This is a genomic window from Flavobacterium sp. SLB02, assembly GCF_009664855.1.
Taxonomy (GTDB): domain Bacteria; phylum Bacteroidota; class Bacteroidia; order Flavobacteriales; family Flavobacteriaceae; genus Flavobacterium.
Genome location: NZ_CP045928.1, coordinates 1,779,596 through 1,798,444, shown reverse-complemented (window position 1 = coordinate 1,798,444; position 18,849 = coordinate 1,779,596). Strand labels below are relative to the sequence as shown.

General features: G+C 36.8%; 8 protein-coding genes. All 8 read right to left on the bottom strand.

Translation table 11 applies throughout. The annotated features are described in order from the left end of the window. Positions 1 to 2,298 carry a glycoside hydrolase family 127 protein gene (locus GIY83_RS07130; protein ID WP_208686004.1) on the bottom strand — a complete coding sequence of 766 codons (2,298 nt, stop codon included), beginning with the start codon at positions 2,296 to 2,298 and terminating at the stop codon, positions 1 to 3. A gap of 73 nt (positions 2,299 to 2,371) precedes the next feature. After that, positions 2,372 to 5,086 carry a T9SS type A sorting domain-containing protein gene (locus tag GIY83_RS07125; RefSeq protein WP_208686002.1) on the bottom strand — a complete coding sequence of 905 codons (2,715 nt, stop codon included), beginning with the start codon at positions 5,084 to 5,086 and terminating at the stop codon, positions 2,372 to 2,374. Between the two features lie 42 nt (positions 5,087 to 5,128). Continuing rightward, the gene (locus GIY83_RS07120) at positions 5,129 to 7,663 is read right to left on the bottom strand and encodes a glycosyl hydrolase 115 family protein (protein WP_208686000.1); all 2,535 of its coding nucleotides are present in this window, start codon (positions 7,661 to 7,663) and stop codon (positions 5,129 to 5,131) included. A 41-nt stretch (positions 7,664 to 7,704) separates the two neighbouring features. Next, on the bottom strand, positions 7,705 to 10,428 hold the full coding sequence (locus GIY83_RS07115; protein WP_208685999.1) for an alpha/beta hydrolase-fold protein: 2,724 nt from the start codon (positions 10,426 to 10,428) through the stop codon (positions 7,705 to 7,707). 60 nt (positions 10,429 to 10,488) lie between these two features. Then, positions 10,489 to 11,721 carry an SGNH/GDSL hydrolase family protein gene (locus GIY83_RS07110; protein WP_208685997.1) on the bottom strand — a complete coding sequence of 411 codons (1,233 nt, stop codon included), beginning with the start codon at positions 11,719 to 11,721 and terminating at the stop codon, positions 10,489 to 10,491. A gap of 10 nt (positions 11,722 to 11,731) precedes the next feature. Continuing rightward, complete coding sequence (locus tag GIY83_RS07105; RefSeq protein ID WP_208685995.1) at positions 11,732 to 13,465, bottom strand: glycoside hydrolase family 43 protein; 1,734 nt, start codon at positions 13,463 to 13,465, stop codon at positions 11,732 to 11,734. Positions 13,466 to 13,673: 208 nt separating this feature from the next. Further along, positions 13,674 to 15,617, bottom strand: a complete 1,944-nt coding sequence (locus GIY83_RS07100; protein WP_208685993.1) for a RagB/SusD family nutrient uptake outer membrane protein — start codon at positions 15,615 to 15,617, stop codon at positions 13,674 to 13,676. A 12-nt stretch (positions 15,618 to 15,629) separates the two neighbouring features. Beyond that, complete coding sequence (locus tag GIY83_RS07095; protein WP_208685991.1) at positions 15,630 to 18,719, bottom strand: TonB-dependent receptor; 3,090 nt, start codon at positions 18,717 to 18,719, stop codon at positions 15,630 to 15,632. Positions 18,720 to 18,849: the final 130 nt, after the last annotated feature.

Sequence of the window (18,849 nt, the reverse complement as noted above, 5' to 3'; positions counted from 1 at the left end):
TTAATCTTTTAAAATCCTGAATTGATGAAATTTTGGACTATTGCTTCCGTCATTAGATTTTATGGTAATGTTTACCTCTTTGATCTTTTCGACATTTAATCGGATGGTTTTATTTGCTGACGAAATAATGGGTACCGGTTTTTCGTTGATGAGAATCGTGATTTTATCCGTTTTAAAATCGGCTGTGCAAATGATATCCAAATATTTTCCAGCCTTGTTTTTATTCAATAACTGATAAGAAATATACGATTTGGTACTTCTCCAGGCTTTTGTCTCGTCGTAGCCAGAATCACTTTTTTCACCTTTATAACGATGATCTACTTCTGACTGCTGTTCGCCGCAATTAATTTTATCGATGGTTTTAGCTTCCAAAGCCAATGTCTCAATTTCCTGCTGTTTCAACAAAGCATGTTTTTCCTGATATTGCTCTTTGGTATAATTTTGAAAATACATTTGATAACGCGCGTCATGAATTTCAAAAAACGGCTGTAATTCTAACGAATCTAAACGGAAGTGCAAGTTTCCTAAATCCTTCAGTTTTGCGATATAAGCTGCTTTATCGCCTATGATTTCATAGGCCTGATCCAACGCATAATATTTACCGGATGCAATATGCCCCATTCGGCTGTCATTGGCAAATAATCCGTCTAAATCTTTGTTTGATGTTTTGGCAGCCAATACAATAGGTCCGTTTACAAAAGCGCTCCAATTGGAACGGTCGGGTAAATTCTCTAAATGTGTCGAAGTTTTGAAGCTAACGCAAATCTGATCTTCGGATTTCCATTTTCTGTTAAGGGTTACATAACTAGAGGGTTTTGCTTCTATTTTCTGAATTTTTCCATTAATTGAAATTTCAAAATTTCCAGCCCATTCCGGACAACGGATATTGATAGAAAATGTTTTACTTTTCTTTAGTTTCAAAACAAAATTGGTGCTATTTTGGTATGGAAATCTAGTGCTTTGTTCGATGTAAATATCCTTTTCTTTCCAAGCTAAAACAGACGAAATAAAGAGATTTACAAAAACATCATTATCAGAATGGCTGTAAATTAATTCTCCATATTTAGAATGATTCTCGAGCCCTGAACCCACACAACACCACATACTGGTTTCCGGCTGCGAATACACGCGATAATGATTGGGTCTGATGGGCGTAAAATAAACAAAACCGCCTTTTTCAGGATGCTGGCTCGAAAGAATATGATTGTAAAGTGTGCGTTCGTAAAAATCAAGATAACTTACATTGTTTTGGTCTAAAAATAAAGCTTTGCTTAAGCGCTCCATATTATAGGAATTACACGTTTCCGGCCCCTGATTTGATTTTAGCATGCCGCTAAAATCTTCGGTTGGATTAAAATGTTCGGCAAAACTATTTCCACCAAAAGCTACGCTGCGTTTTTGGGTAACATTTTCCCAAAAGAACTGCGCAGCATCTGTCCATTCTTTATTGCCGGAAAGTTTACCGATTTTCTCAAAACCAATCACTTTTGGTATTTGCGTATTGGCATGCAATCCTGTTAACTTATCTTCTTTTTTCTCGAGCGGATTTAAGATTGCTAAGTGCGAAACTTTCTTGGCCGTTTCCAGATATTTTTTGTCTTTGGTAATACTATACAAATCGGCAAAAGATTCGTTTATGCCACCATGTTCTGTCTTCAATATATTTTGAATCTGTTCCTCAGAAAGTGGACGAATTAATTCGATAAACCAGTCTCCCAGTTTTATTACAACCTCTTTTGCTTTTTCATTTCCTGTATAATGATACGTATCGATTAAACCTGCAAAAAGTTTATGAATATTGTACAGCGGTACCCAGGTATTGTTTAATCCGAAATTACTTCCGTCGATATCTCCATTATGAATGCGGTCCCAAAAAACTTTTCCCTGCGGAATTCCGCCCACATAACCATTGCCGTTTTTTTGCTGACATTTCTCCAGTTCTGAGATCATATAGTCCAGCCGATTTTTAAGCTCCATATTTCCTGTAGAAGCATACATCATTGCCAATGCCGAAAGATAATGTCCGGCAATGTGGCCATCAAGTCCTATACTTTCCCAATTTCCGTAACGCTCTGCTTTTAAAGGTATTCCGGATGCAATAAGATACGGCGCTAAAAGTCGGTCTGGATTGAGTGCTAAAATATATTTCAGATCGACATCCTGAGCATTTTTAAATGGCCCGTCTTTTAATCTTATTTCGCTTAAATCAAATGAATGCATTTGAGCTATAGCAGAAGATCCAATCAATAATCCCAGCAGACAATATGAAATTTTATATTTCAATAAAAGATTTCTCATAATATTTTTTTGTAATTAAAAGTCTTTTTTTTTATTAAAAAGACTTTTGCGAGTGTTTCATCAACCTGAAATTTTATCTTTTTATAAATTTTCTGCTTATTTTAGATGTACCATTGATTCCGTTAATAAAATAAACTCCGGCGGGCAGTGATTCTATTCTTATTTTGGTATTGCCTTTTTTCAAAGTCCCCGAATTCATTAAAATGCCTTGAGCATTAAAAATTTTATAATCAAAATCAGAAGACATCTTATCGACAAAAATTTCCTCCAAGGCAGGATTTGGATATAATTTGAAACCAACCTGATCCTCTAATGCATTTTCAACTGTGCTTAATGTGGTAAACTCCAAGGGAAGCGCAGCGGCATTATATCCGCTTTTTTCACTTAAGTAAAAATGAAATGATGCAACTAGCGGTTCACTTCCCATTGTTACAGGATAAAATCCTGCTGTATTATTTATTGTCTTTAATATGTAACTTCCTGCAGGCGCCTTAACACCAATGTAAACCGGATTCATTTGATTAACAGTTAAGGCTTTTGGTGTTGAAACATTTCCGGTTCCACTAAAAATAAATGTACCTGAGCCACTCAATAAAACAGGTGTATTTGCCGGAATCATACCCTGAATTCTATCGCAGGTGATTTTGGCAGATGAAGGCTGCATCGTATAGGCTATTACACCCTGCGGTATACTGGCTTCAAATGGAAGAACTAAAACATCAAAACCTGTAATAGTTTTGGTAAAAGATGCAGATATAGCTGAAAAAACAAAAGGAACATTAAAATCACCTCCCTGATCGATAAGATTTAGATTGTTACACGTTGTTCCTGATATTACATTATCGGCAGTGTTATTGGCAGTGACATAAAAAATACTATTTTTATTTGTAGATTTGATATGCCAGTCCTGAGATGAACTGATACCACTGGTGTTTCTAAAATCTAATGATACATAGTTGGTGCTTTGCAATGCATCCATCAGAAGGCTATCATCATCTGAATATATTCCTGCAAATTCGGCCGCTTTTTCATCAGCAATATTAAAATATACATCACCCAAATTTAAAGTAAGTACTGAACTGTAATTAGAATTTCGCAAGCCAATAATTCCCTTACATCCATCTGTAAGAACAGATTTAGAAATATCAAATGTCAAATCAAATTCAACCCCTGTAGGAAAATTAAATTTTCCATAATTTTTAGACTTTACTTCTCCATTGTCATTGATATAATACAGTGTTGTATTGTCAGTATTGGCTTGATTTGCTGTAGTAAAACTTTTAACATGAAGTATAAATTTATTGTAACGGTTGTCTAATTTCAAATATCCGTTAGAATCATTCATGTTTGTACTTATCAGGGGGCTTGCGTTTGAAAACGTTACTGTTTTGCCACTAATCTGGTATGTTGTTCCAAATGTTGAACTTGTAACAGACTGATTTTCAATTATACCGTAATGAACTTCTTTACTGCTCATTTGTGAAGGTACTCTATCCTTACTCTTTTCAAATATCAATGTAATAAAACTGGAAGGGTCAATGCTTACTACGGGACGAAATGTTTCAGTGAAACTTATGCTTGTATTCTGCATATCAATGCTCTGACTGGTAATTATTTTAGTGCCTTTTACAGAATAAAATGGCAAATCTACGGTAAGATTATAGGTGTTTTGTGATGGATTAATTATGGTGAGAACAATTTTATCACCGGCCTCATTTATGTACGAAGACCCTTTGAGTTGTGCACTAGCATCGCTCCATGTTGATTCTACACGTGTTGTCCCTGTAGTGAATTTGGCATATTGCGAAAGTATATGCCCTCTTTTAGTCATTTCTCCAGATACTGTTCCGTTTGTTCCATCTCCCATTAGTCCATAATATCGTTTAGCTGAATAGTGAATCCACGCATTGACATTTCCTAGCAAGGCATCATTCACACTGTTTGCGAAACTAAAAGCATCAATTCCCCAACTAAAATCACGAACCGTACCTGCAGAATTCCAGTTAATGAGATATTCTGTCATCCATATCTCTTTGTTATAATTCTGAAATTGTTTGTATTTAGACTGAATGCCACCGTATTGATGAACTCCGTAGACTTCAAAGTTTAGCATGGTATCAGCATCCAAAAAAGCATTTGAAAAAGAATCTGAATAACCAACACTCTCTGGCGCAATAACTTTGCAATTAATAAGATGACCATAATTTTTAACAAAAGCAGCTATCTGTACAGGTGTCCATATACAGCCTTGGTAGGTAGCCATTTCATCAGGCTCATTTTGAATTGAAATATAATCGAGTTCTACTCCATTATCGCGAAGATAGGTTACATAACGATTAAGATACAAAGCATAATCCTCATAATGTTCCTCTTTCAGGTAGCCAATTTGCTGCACTCCATTTGCATCTGTATAAACTGCAACTTCGCTATTGTTCGTTTTCCATTCTGCAGGCATTGTCCATGGACTGGCAAAAATCTTTAATCCTAAATCATTCTTGGCTAATTTTGCAGTCGCAAGGGTTGAGGGCCAGTTATTCTCAGCCGGAATATAAAGCCGCATAATGTTATAACCCGCTTCACTGTTTGTACCCCACATTTTTTTGATTTCATCTGTAGACATGTAATTATAACCAAATTGCGGACTGCATACAAACCCTCCAAAACCAGTAATTTTTTGATATGTTTTGTTTTTATCAATTTGTACTTTTGCATTTTGAGCACTTATCTTGACAGATGATGTAAATAAAACCGTAAACAATATTAAACTTAATTGGTATAATTTCCTCATATCCTTTATAGAATTAGTTAATAATAGTAATCGATTAAAAAATTAGAATTTATCCTGGTAAATAATTTCGCTTTCCGGAGCTCCTAAATATGTTGTTTTTAATCCTCCTGTATCTATTAGAATTTTCTCCAGTACAATTCCGGAGTCCAAAACCCGAAAACGCATTGTATGTTTTCCTGCTTTCGAAATAGTATGCGTAGTCGAGGAATGAATTAAATGCTCTGCCTGCCATTTTCCTAATTCACCACGGTATTTTCCATTAAAATTTACAAGCTGCGGTTTTTCTCCATCAAATGAAATTTCATAACGAAGGCCTTTATTACTATTAAAATTAAGAGTTGGAGCCAAAAGCAGTTCTACATTAAATTCACCTGTTGAGACAAAATCAATTTCGTACTCCACAAAAATATTCTCGTTTTGAGCAAGATACTTATTTTGAGGAAATGTCGTGATACCACTTTTTGTTTTTCCAAAATCAGGAATCACTTCCCAGTGAATACTATTCGAATTATTTACTTTCGAAAAGTTTTCGGCCTCAATAGAAACGTAACCCTCTTTCTCTGCGAAAACTTTTCTTTTAACCTGATCTTTTTCAAAAACATAACTAATTTCCGGTAAAATGTTTTTTGGAGTATCATGCCATGCCTTATATCCAATTCGCATCTGATCCATAATATGGGTCCATTTTCCTCCGGAAATTTCATTGTTGTATTTGTTTTGAAGAATAGAATCCCTTTCAAAATAAACTTTTACTTTATCTGCATAGGCGTTTGCCATACTATTTTTCTCTACAGCGAGTTTTTTATTTTTGGCCTGTGCATAGTACATTTCATAAAGGTTGCTGCAGGCATCTATTGGGTATAAAACCAATTGAAAATAAGCATCCTTATATTCTTTTGGAATTTCGTTATAAATTCGATACGCATCGAGTGCCAGATTTTTATAGTCATTGACCACCGTTTCAAATTCGTTATAATTCTCCAGACTGTAGGTTGTGCTGTCCAGCATTTCGGGCGTTACTCTTCGGTTGAATTTTGGATAAGTGTTTAATAATCTTGCAATCTCTATGGCGTGTTTTGTTCCGAATTGGTCAGCTGCCCATTTCTGGGTAAACTCAAAAAGATTTTGAGAATTGAATTTCTTAGGATTCCATGCCATATCTAAAAAGAAACTGATAGGAAATTCCATTGGTTTAAGATCTCCCACATTTACAATCCAGATTTTATCAACGCCATGTTCATAGCTCAAATTCATCTGTTCCCAAACCCTTTGTATCGGACTTATATTGATCCACTTCGAATTTCGTGGACCTCCAACATAATCAAAATGATAATACATGCCGTAACCGCCTTTATGAAGCGGCTTGGTGAGATCAGGGAGTTTACGTACATTTCCCCAATTGTCATCACAAAACAGCAGCGTAACATCATCAGGAACACGCATTCCCTGATCATAATAATCCTGAACTTCTTTATACAAAGCCCAAACCTGTGGGGTTTTTTCAGGCTTTTTTTGGGTTACCTCAGCAATAATTTTGCGTTGTTCTTTTACGATATTCTCCAGCAAAGCAATGTTGGTTCCTTCGCTCATGGCTTCGTCGCCGTCTCCGCGCATTCCTACGGTTAAGAGCTTTTCCCAGTTTTTACTGCGCTCTATACCGCTTTTCCAGAATTCATCCAGAACGGTTTTATTTTTATTATAATCCCATACATTTGCGAGGTTATTTTTTTTAATGTAACGATGCCAGTCTGTCTGTGCCAAAGCCATTGGTTCGTGGTGCGATGTTCCCATGACAATTCCCATTTCGTTGGCAAGAGGTCCGCTGGCAGGATCATCATCATAAAAAGCACTCCCCCACATTGCAGGCCAGATATAATTGGCTTTTAGACGAAGCAGTAATTCAAAAACTTTTTCGTAAAACTTGCTGTTAAATCCGCCAAATGTAGCTTTCGACCAGCCGCTTAATGCAGGCGCTTCATCATTTAGAAAAATACCTCTGTATTTCACAGCAGGTTCGCCATCGGTGTAATTTCCTTTTACAAAATAAAGATTCTCTTTTTTCTCCACAGGTACATCAGCCCAGTAATACCAAGGTGAAACGCCAATTTGCCTGGATAATTCGTAAATGCCGTAAATTGTTCCGCGCTTGTCACTTCCGGCAATCACGATAGCTTCGTCTACTCCGGTAAATGGATTTTTAATGTTTGCAATGCTAAATTTTTCATTTTTGCCTTTGAGCTCTTTTGCGTCGATTTTTTTTGCTTTAACTAAATCATCAATAGCCGAATTGGTTCCAATTGTTCCAATAATAATTAGTGGCGATGATGAGTTTGGTTTCTGATTTAAGATTACTGGTTTTCCTCCCGTAACTTTTTCAAAATCAACTTGTAAATTAGTGATTGCACGCAAAATACCCGAATCTGTTCCATTACTGACAAGAAAGGATAAGGGTGAAGATTTCTCTTTTAGTATAACAACATTGTCTGCTTTTTGAGTTGTAATAAACGACTGCGCTTTTAAAAAAGTACAACTAAAAACGATAAGAAATGTGAGGCTATATTTTGAAAATGTATTCATGAACTTTATTATTATGGAATTCAATTACTATTTTAAAATCTTTATTGCTGCTGAAATAATAATGGCGCAAACATAAATAAATCGTGTCTCCACACTGGCCAGGCATGTCCGCCAGGATATTCGCTGTATTTATATTTGATTCCGAGCTGGTCGAACTTTTTTATCATTATTTTGCAATTTTCATAAGCAATATCTTCTTTGCCACCCATAGAAATCCAAAATTCTTTGATGTTGGCATTAATCATCCCTACATTATTTTTCATAAACTCATATTGCGGTTCTGATAAAATCGTATTATTGGCCCACCAACCTGAACTAAATACGCCTATATAAGAAAACAGATCAGAATTTTTAACGCCCGCATAAAGCGTTTGCAAACCTCCCATTGATAATCCTGCCAAAGCTCTGTTTTTAGCATCTTTCTCAACTTTAAAATTGCTTTCTACAAAAGGTATTGCTCCGGTTTTTAATTCATTTTCAAAAGCTTTTAATGCATTTTCATTAAAACCTGCAACTCCCCCTGTATTTCCCATATTGCCGTCGAGCATTGCGATGATCATGGGTTTTGCTTTATTTTCAGCAATTAAATTATCTAATATTAAATTTGCTTTTCCCTGACTTGCCCAGCCTGTTTGGTCTTCACCTCCGCCGTGCAAAAGATATAAAACCGGATATTTTTCTGTAGCATTTTCGTAACCCGGCGGTGTATAAACATACATTTCGCGCCACGAATTAGTTGCTTTTGAAAAGTATTTTTTAATTCTGATATCACCGTGCGGAATATCTTTTAAAGCATAAAAATCACCTTCCTTATTTGGAATTTCGATACCGCTTGCCATGCGCCCCATCCCATAAAATGTCTGACTTGACGGATCTGCAAGAGCCACAGCATCAATAAGCAGGGAATAATAATTAAATCCTTTGTTGATTACATCTGTAGTGACCGTCCAAAATCCTTCAGAATCTCTGGTCATATCATATTTTTTGCCCAAATCGATTTGTACTTTTGACGCTTCGGGAGCATTGACTTTGAAAAGCACCTTATTATCGGGTAATATTTGAGGATATTTTGCAGTACGAATATTGGTTTGTGCGGGATTGCCCAAAATGCTGTAAGCTGCAAAACTCGATTGATCGACAGGCTTAAATAAAAATTGTGAAAACATATACAAACCGTTTTTCCACACTTTAAAATCATGTACTCCGGGCTCGATATAATAGATGTGCGGCACATCATTTTTGTATAAATAATCGTGTGTTCGCTTACTGTTTTCGATAAGCCAGTCGTTATCTCCACAGGAAATCCAAAGCAGTTTTAATTTCTTTTTTGCTATTTCCGGATCAGGAAGCAATTCCTCGGGAATTTTAGTATTTGGAGCTGCCGAGAATGCGCCCACCCAGGCAAATTTATCTAAATTCCCTAATCCGAAATTTAAAGATTGTCCTGCCCCCATTGACAATCCTGCGATGGCGCGGTGTTCTCTGTCTTTCAGGACGGGGTATTTTTTTTCGATAAACGGAATCAGGTCGTTTAATAAATCTTTTTCGAACACAGCAAAAGCCTGTACTTTATCGGGCGCCATTATGTTGCCTGTCGCACTATCCTCTTTCATTGCCCTGCCGTTTGGCATGACTACAATCATGGGTTCAATTTTTGCTTCTGCGTAAAGATTATCCAATATAATTTGCGGATTTGCTCCGTTTAACCATTCTTTTTCATCGCCTCCTATCCCGTGCAAAAGATATAATACAGGATATTTTTTCTTTTTACTGAATCCGGGAGGCGTATAAATTGTGGCTTTTCTTGTTGATCCAACCGTTTTAGATTCATAAGTAATCGTTTCTACTTTTCCTATCGGAATATTGGTATTGAACTGATCAAAACCAAGTGGCGCCTGTACTATGAAAGGTGATTTTCCCTCAAAGAATTTATATCCCAATAACCAAAGCATTTTATCAGCATAACGTCGTCCTAATTCTCTGTAACCTGCTGCATTAAAATGTAAAAAATCAGCCTCTGCTGTACATCCTTTTGATGAAATGATATACGAATTGGGAATCGTTTTTGGAAGTGTCGCAATAATTTTATTCATGCTGCCACATTTACCGTTCTGGTCTTCATTTACGGTTTCGCCTGAAAGCAACGGCACTTTTTTCGGATCCAGATTCAGGTCTTTTATCAAATTATCGTAGACGATTTTTACCTTTTTTGGCCAAAGTGTATCGCCGGTATTCGATTCGCCCTGATGCAGTAAAATACCTTTAATGACTCCTTTTTTCTGTGCTATTTTTGCCAATTCAACCAATCTTGCATACGGATTCCCATCATATTCTTGTAGTATGCCTTTCATCCAGTCTGGTGCTGTTGCCACATATTGTGCTGTTTTATCTTTGTCAAAAAGTTCAATTTTACAGCCTCCAACCGCTACATTAATAACGCCTACTTTTATATTTTTTGGGAGATTGGCCAGTAGATTTCGTCCAAAATAATCCACTGGTGTTAGTCCGGTACTGCAACGGCACAATGGCGGTATGGCCGTATACCAATTTCCTTTTTCGCGTTTTAGTTCAGGACAATCCACTGCCTGTAAAACCTGAAATCGATCATCGACACCCAATTTATCCTGCGGTTCTATTTTGGCATACCCTTCCATATTTGACTGACCAAAACTCAGATAAACATGAAAATTAGGATCTTGAGAATACCCTTTTTGTGCTATTGAAAAAAGAATCGTAAATGCGAAAAACCTAAGTATTGATTTCATTTTTTAGCTGTATTTTATTGTCAAAAAATTATTTTAATCGAATTCTAAATATGCAAACTGTTATTTAAATAAATTGAGTTCTACTGTTTCTCCCATTTTAGCATAACCTGATTCATTTGGATGCAAAAAATCACCGTCGTGAAGGTTCGATAAAATCGTTTTTGAACCTTCTTCTGCAACCATTGCTTTATCAAAATCAATTATAGCATCAAAGGCTTTACTAGTTCTGATCCATGCGTTTACAATATCTCTTGCTTCTTGTTTGTGAGGAGCATCATAAAATGATTTGGCAAAGGGCAAAATGGTACAGCCGTAGACTTTAATTCCTTTTGCATGTGCTTTGTTGATCATGACTTTATAAGCTTCAATAAGTTCCTGCGCTTTTATTGGTGCATCCTCGGGATTTTTAATTCCTCCAATGTCGTTAATTCCTTCCAGAATTACGAGCCATTTTGTGCCTTTTTGAGACAGTACATCTCTGTCAAAACGATCCAGGGCTGTTGGCCCTAATCCACCTTTAACAACACAATTCCCTCCAATTCCTAAATTCAAAACGCCAATTTTTTCTGTTTTTTTATTAGCAGATAATCGTGCAGATAAAATATCTGTCCATCGATTTTGTTTGTTGGTTCCCGATCCGCGTCCGTCTGTAATGGAATTTCCCAAACAAACGATATTCGCAGCATATTTATCCGCCACAACATCCAATCCCATAATCGAATACCAATGATCTGTTTTTACAGCGCCATCAAAAGCTGCGTTTTGAATTTGATCTCCCTCAAGAATATAAGAAGTGGTTCGTGAACCGGGATGTCCTGATGTTTTTTGCGAAGTATTTCCGTAATGAATCGTAATGGCCAAAAGCTGACCTGGCTGTAATTCAAAATCAAAAGCATCAGAAAACACTTCCTGCTCCGGATTTATTGCTATTCCCGAATTTCCATTAAAACGAAGTTCTTTTTGAGTTTTGGGATCAATCATTGGCGCATTGACAACATTGGCCACGCTAACCGATTTTAAAACCGTTGGCTGATCGCTGAATATATTAGAAAAACGCAGTCTCATACGTTTTCCTCCAATAGAAACCCTAAAAACTTGTCGAAGCGTATTTTCTGAAAGCCCCGGAGCGGGTGGCATATTGTTGGGTTCAACCAACATTTGCGCGCAAGCCCAGGTTCCTACCCAATTCTCTGTTTTTGATTTGCCTTGAGCCATTACCGTTGACTGATGGGACTGACAAACCAAAAGGAAGAGTTGTAAAAACAACAACCATTTAAAATGTTCCTTTTTCATATTTTGTTTTTTATTGCGGTTGAGCATCATTTGAAGCCGTGGCATATAATCCTAGTAATGCTCCTGTAAATCCTCCTGCCAAATTCGTTGAAAGAATATCTCCCGAAACGCTTTCCCCTAATTTTTTAAAATCAGTACCGTTTAAGGCATAACTAAATTCGTAATTATCTCCCGTTGCTTTTACCTGTAATCGTACATTTTTTTTGATTTCTATTTTAGCACTTGCAATTATTTTCGACTGTCCTTTTTCTGTTCTTTCTAATAAAATATAGGTGTCTTTTCCTTTTTTGGTGATGCCAAAAACATAATTAAAACCCTCGTTTTGCAGGCATGTAATTCCTGCCAAATCTTTTTCAGATGCTGGTTTGTACTCTATTGTCGTGGCAAACGAGAAGGTGTTGTGCATTTGTCTGTAAAAAAGTGTCGAAGTAGGTTTCAGTTCTTTTATATTTACTTCGAAAGGATTGATTTGAAGTCCTTTTTTGGTTACCGAAATAAAATTTTCACGTGGGCCTCTGAGTCCGATCCATCTGTAATCTAATTTATCAGAAGTAAAATCTTCGGTAAATGTAAAATTTCCGTTAGGGAAAAATCCAGCTTTGCCAGCTTTATTTTCAGTAACGCCTTTTGGCATTTTTATTTTTGGTTCTAAAGGCACTAATCCGTTTTCAAATACCGGAAAAACACCCGACCAGTCTACCGGAAGCATAAAAGTTTCGCGTCCTGTATTTACTCTGTCTTTCTCATTCGGGCGAATGCCTAAAAATACACCGTAATATTTATTATCTGGTCCAAGAACTAAATCGGCATGTCCAGCCCAATCTACTTTATCTTTTCTGTCCTGAGGAAAATATCTTTGTGTAAGAATCGGGTTGTTTGATGCCGGTTTAAAAGGTCCTTTTGGGCTTTCACTAATAAAAATAACTTCACTGTGATTTCCGCCTGTACCGCCTTCAGCGCACATTAAATAATAATGACCGCCTTTTTTATACAAATGAGGCGCCTCAATCCAGATTGGTTTTTTCGAAAGATCTACTCCGCCATCTACAATAATTTTATCTGTTCCCGGAATAACCTGATCTTTTTCCAGATCGTATTCCCAAACTTTAATAACACGATGTCCCTGATAGAGTTCTTTTCCTTTATTGGGAGCGTCATTATGAACAATGTAACCTTTACCGTTATCATCAAAAAATATAGACGGATCGATTCCGTCAAAACCTAATTTTATTGGGCTTCCCCAGCCTTTCATCGGGTCTTTCGTTTTTACTATTATATTGCCCAGACCTCCTGAAAATGCTGTTACAATCATATAGAACGTATCATTATGCGGATTATAAGTAATGCCAGGAGCGTATACACCCTGGCTGATGCTCGTGTCATGCGGATTGAATTCGGAGACTTTATTTAACACGCCTCCCAGGTCTGTCCAATTCACTAAATCTTTAGAATGGAAAATGGGCACGCCCGGAAACATCGCAAATGAGGAACATGCCATATAATAATCATCACCTTTTCTGGTTATAGCGGGATCCGGATAACATCCCTGAAGAATTGGCGAATAAAATTCATCTGATTTTAATGGATTCTTTTTATAAATATCGTCGTCTCCCTGATAAATAACATTAGAAAAAATAGCTGGCTTTTTACTTTGTTTTTTTACAATAGTGTCATTTGCACCTATTACTTTAAAAGAGAAAAGAAACAATAATGCTAATAAGAAAAATATTTTTTGCGGCTTCATTTGTAATTGTTCATTAATTATTAAAAGCTCTTAAATAACTAAAAAGCACATTTAAGAGACCTGAAAATTGTCACTGAATTCATAATTTAAAAGCCGAGGGAATTATCCCCCGGCTTCAAACTAAAGCAAATTTACAAACCAACTTATAAGCTATTCTGTAAAATTAACACCTATAACTACGGTAAAATTTGCTTCTTTTACCAAGATATTAATATCCTGGATTTTGATAAGCAGCCTTCTCTGCTGCTGACATTTCCATACCATCTATCTGACCCTGAGGTATTGGACGCAAGTAATGATGCGGTTCTATAGTTCTGGTAACGACCTCTGGTGTATGCTGTCCGTAATTTGATCCGCCAATTGTATATTTTCCGGCAATTTCATTCCATTTTTGAGTTCTTACCAAATCGTACCAGCGATATCCTTCTCCGTAATATTCACGCGAACGTTCTGCCAGAATATAATTAATATCAATAATGGCAGGAGTTGCACTTGTTAGTAAAGCGCTATTGTCTGCTGTTTTTGCTACTTTACCATTATTATCCCAACGCCATTTTCCTGCTCTTGCTCTAATTACATTGATAAGATCTCTTGCTGATATAGCACCGGTCGCCCCTTTTACTGCAGCTTCTGCCGCAACAAAATAAAGTTCTGAAAATTTAGCCACTGGATAAGGTCTTGTACTTCCTGCATTTGGCTGTCCTAATCCTCCGGCATTATCAGTACGATATGGTCCTAATTTCCATAAACCCGGATATACTATTCTGTTTATTCCCAATGGAGAAATTACATAATCAGATCTGCCTGGTAAAACTCCGGCGCCCACACCATTATCGCCTGCTCCGGTAGGATATGCAATGGGCGTAGCTGGTTCATCATTAAGAAAAGTTACAATCGCATCGCCTGGTTTTACCGGTAATCCATTGGCATTATATAATGTTGCCACATCAGTTAACCCAGTTCCAAGTAAATTCCAGTTTCCACGGTAAACCGCTGCAAATGTTCCGTCATATCTTGAATCGTTTGTTTTATCTGCAAAAGTTTTGGTAAAGACTTCGATAGGCGGTACCATTCTCACCCACGGACGTCCTAAAAATTGGTCTGCTGCTCTCTGTACGGTCGAAACCGCTGCTCCTGAAGCATTTTTACTTCTTATAGATGTATAATTAAAAGTTCCCATCCAACCTGCAAAATTATCAGGCGAACCACCACTTCCGTAAGTAAGGCTTGCACCGTTATAATATTCGCTTGCCTCTGTATGGTCTGCATAAAGCATTAATTCTTTATTACGATCATTAGATCCTAAATTTACATCATAATAATAAGGCAATAATGCATAAGATCCCGGATTATTAATTCCTTCTAAAGCTACGTTATAGGCTTGTTGAAAATACCATTGTGCATTGTGTCCGTCAGGATCTGTTCTTGGCGTATCAGGATAGGTAGGAATATTGTTTGGATTTTCTAACCACCAGGCATAAGTCAAATAAGCTTTTGATAACATTAAACGAGCCAAAGTTTTGGTTGCCGTACCTGTTAATCTTGGCGCATCAGGAAGTTCGTTTACTGCTGCTACTAAATCCGGAAAAATAGCTTTGGTATATACCTCTGTTACGGTATTTCGTTTTGAAGATCTGGACGGTTTACTATTAAATTTAAGTTCGCCCGCGCCTAAATCTAAAGGAACACCTCCAAAATTCTGTACCAGTAAAAAATAATCAAAAGCCCTGAAAAATTTAGATTCGGCAATTAGACTATTTGCGATACCTACTGCAGCCGCATTTTCGATAATTCCGCTGGCGGTATTGATATCGTTATAGGAATTATTCCATACCACATCGGCTCTGCTTGAGGTGGCATTTATAATTCCAACTCCTGATAAATCATGATCTTTGAAATTTCCGTCGGCTTGCTGACCATATGTATTTTCATCTGTACCAGTCTGAACAGAATTGTAATAATACGCCTGTCCGTATATCCAGCGTAAATGTGCATAATGCGAGGTTAATCCTTGTAAAACTCCCTGTTCTGTTTTAAAATAACCAGGCTCATAAAAATCATGTGGTTTTTCTTCTAAAATATCAGAGCAGCCCGCAAAGGAGAACAAAGCTACTGATCCTATAATTAAATTTTTAAAAATATGTCGTTTCATGGTTCTTCTTGATTAAAATGTTAAATTAAGTCCGAATAAAAAGTTTCTGGTAGAAGGAGTATTGGTTCCAATAACCAAAAACCTGCGTTGGTATGAATTTACTGCCTGATTTTCATCTCCAAAAGAATTTGTTTCAGGATCCATTCCAGACTTTCTGTTATAAGGAGAAAAAAGCACAAAAGGATTTTGAGCTGTAAAATAAAGTCTTAGTTTTTCGATACCTAAATTTCTCATAAATTCCTGATCTAAAGTATATCCAAGTGTTAAGGCTCTGATTTTTACGTAAGAGGCATCAAAATAACCCATTGTTGACATGTATTTTGGGTTGTCACCACTTCTAATTCCTCTTGGATTAGGGAATTCAGCATCTCTGTTTTCCGGTGTCCAGTAATCTACATCCACATTACTTCTTCTTCCATTTAAAAGGTTTAAGTAACTATTACCCCCATAAAGTGTACTGATTAATACACCGCCGCTTTTGAATGCTCCAACAGCAGAAAAATCAAAACCTTTATACGTTAAATTGGTATTGAAACCTCCCTGAAAATCCGGGTCTGTTTCGATTATTTGCCTGTCACTTGCGTTAATGGCGCGTGTTGGTGTACCATCAGGATTAAAATCTCCTGTATATTTAACTTTGATAGATCCTACTACGGTTCCTTGTTGGTTGATACCCGTTGGTCCTGGTTCTAATGTAGACATGTACGGATCGCCTTCCTGCCAGATACCTACTTTTTCGTAATCATAAATAGAATTGATATTATAACCTACAAACCATGAATTTGACTCGTCTCTTTGTGCTCCCGAAGCAAGTTTTACTAACTTGTTTTGATTGGCATATAAATTAAACCCAACGCTCCAGCTCAACCCTTTTGGATTATCAAGGATAACTCCGTTTAAAGCTATTTCATAACCTTTGTTTTCAGTTTCACCAACATTGCCTACATAACTGCTAACTCCTGCTGTTGCCGGAAGATTTACTCTTTGCAGCAAATCTTTTGTATTGGTTTTATAATATTCGATTGTTCCTGACAAGCGATTGTTCAGAAATGCAAAATCCAATCCGTAATTCCATGTGGTTGAATATTCCCATCCTAAATCCGGATTAGGCAATGTTGTAACATATACTCCTGTTGAATTTGTTGTTCCAAAATTATAAGGTCTTGTACTTAAAGCTCCCAAAGTTTGGTAGGGATCTACAGCCTGATTGGATGTTTCTCCGTATCCTGCGCGTAATTTCACTAAATTAACCCATGAAACTTTTTTCATAAAAGATTCATTTGAAAGTGTCCATCCTGCAGAAACAGCGGGATATGTTACCCATTTATTTCCTTTGGCTAATCTTGATGAACCATCTGAACGTATTGTTCCTGAAATAAAATATTTATTATCGTATGAATACATCGCTCTGGCCATATAAGAACTTAATCCCCATTGCGTGTAATCCTGATTGGCAGGGTTTATTACTGCTTCTTCTTCACTCTGTCCTAAGTTGTAAAACTGAAATGCATCTGACGTGATTCCGTTTCTTGACACTTGAGAAGTATTTCCTGTAAACTGCTCATTTGAATATAATCCAACAAAATTTACAGTATGTTTTTCGGCAAAAGTTTTATCGTATGTGATCAAATTTTCGATAAGCCATTGTGTCGATAATGTATTGCTGATCGATGCATTAGAAATAGTAGTAGGATTCACATCAAATACTCCTTGTCCTTCATAATAACCACTATTAGACAAACGTAAATTTAAACCTGTATTCATACGATATTTCAAACCTTCGACTCCCGGTATTTTCACCTCGGCAAAAATATTATTATAAGAACTAAAAGCTCTGGTTTGGTTTACATACGATTCTCCTAAATTATTAATGGATTCTCTGGTGTACACCCAGTTTTCATCTGCTCCCATTCTAACGGTTCTTTTCAGGGATCCATCAGGATTGTAAGGATTGGCTAAGGGAGAAGTACCTAAAACTGTTCCTGTACCTATGTTATCTCCGTTGGTAACAGCATAGTTACTATTGGTATTAAATCCCATACGAAAAGCTCCACCTAACTGCTGATCTAAACCTGCTCTAATACTGTAACGCTCGTATTTCTGGCCAGGCAAAACAGATTCTTCTTTATAATACCCCAAACCTGCATTATAGGCTCCTCGCTCCGTACCTCCGGAAACACTTACGTCATGACTCACCATTTCACCAGCGCCGTAAAGCGACTTCTGCCAGTCTGTATTGGTATCTCTAGATTCATCAATACCATCTGTATACAAAGTAGAATAATCGCGAAGTGCTGCAAATTTGGCACCATCCATCATATCGTATTTACCAAAAACCTGCTTGATACCACTGAATCCGTTATAAGTAAATGTCGCTTTTTGATTTTTACGTCCTTTATTACTTGTAATTAATATTACTCCGTTTGCACCACGCGAACCATAAATTGCTGTTGCCGATGCATCTTTTAAAACGTCTACAGATTTAATATCTACAGGATTTATATCTCCGATAGAACCAGCAAACGGAACTCCGTCTAAAACGATTAATGGGTCATTACTTCCGGTTAAAGATCTGGTACCGCGTATACGAATTTGCATGGCAGCTCCCGGTTTTGTCGAAGTCTGCGTTAGATCTACACCCGCAAGTCTTCCTTGCAGTGCCTGAGTTACGTTGGCAGCCGGTACTTCATTCAATTCGCTTCCTCCAATAGATGCTACAGATCCTGTTACGGCTTCTTTTCTTTGCGTTCCGTATCCAATAACTACTACTTCTTTTAGAATACCCGCATCTTCTTCTAGTTTTACACTCACCTGAGTTTGTCCGTTTAAGGCTATTTCTTTGTTTTTTAAACCTATAAAACTGAAAACAAGAATACCATTAGAAGGCGCATCGATAGAATAAGTACCGTCAAAACCTGTACTTACGCCAGTTTTTGTTCCTTTCAAATTTACATTAGCACCAGGAATTGGACCATTGGCATCTGATACGGTTCCGGTAACTTTTGTCTGTGCACCAGAATGGAGCGACAGCGCAAACATTAAGATCAAAAAATAAAAGCATTTTTGATGCTTCAATTTACTTGTAACAAAAAAGTTAGTCATAAAAATTGATGTTAGATAGTTAAAATTAAATTTTGGTTGAGTTAATAAGTGTATTAGTAACAAATATAAAAAAAACAATTAATACACAATCGGTTGTTTATAATTTTATTTACGAATTACCAAAAAAAAG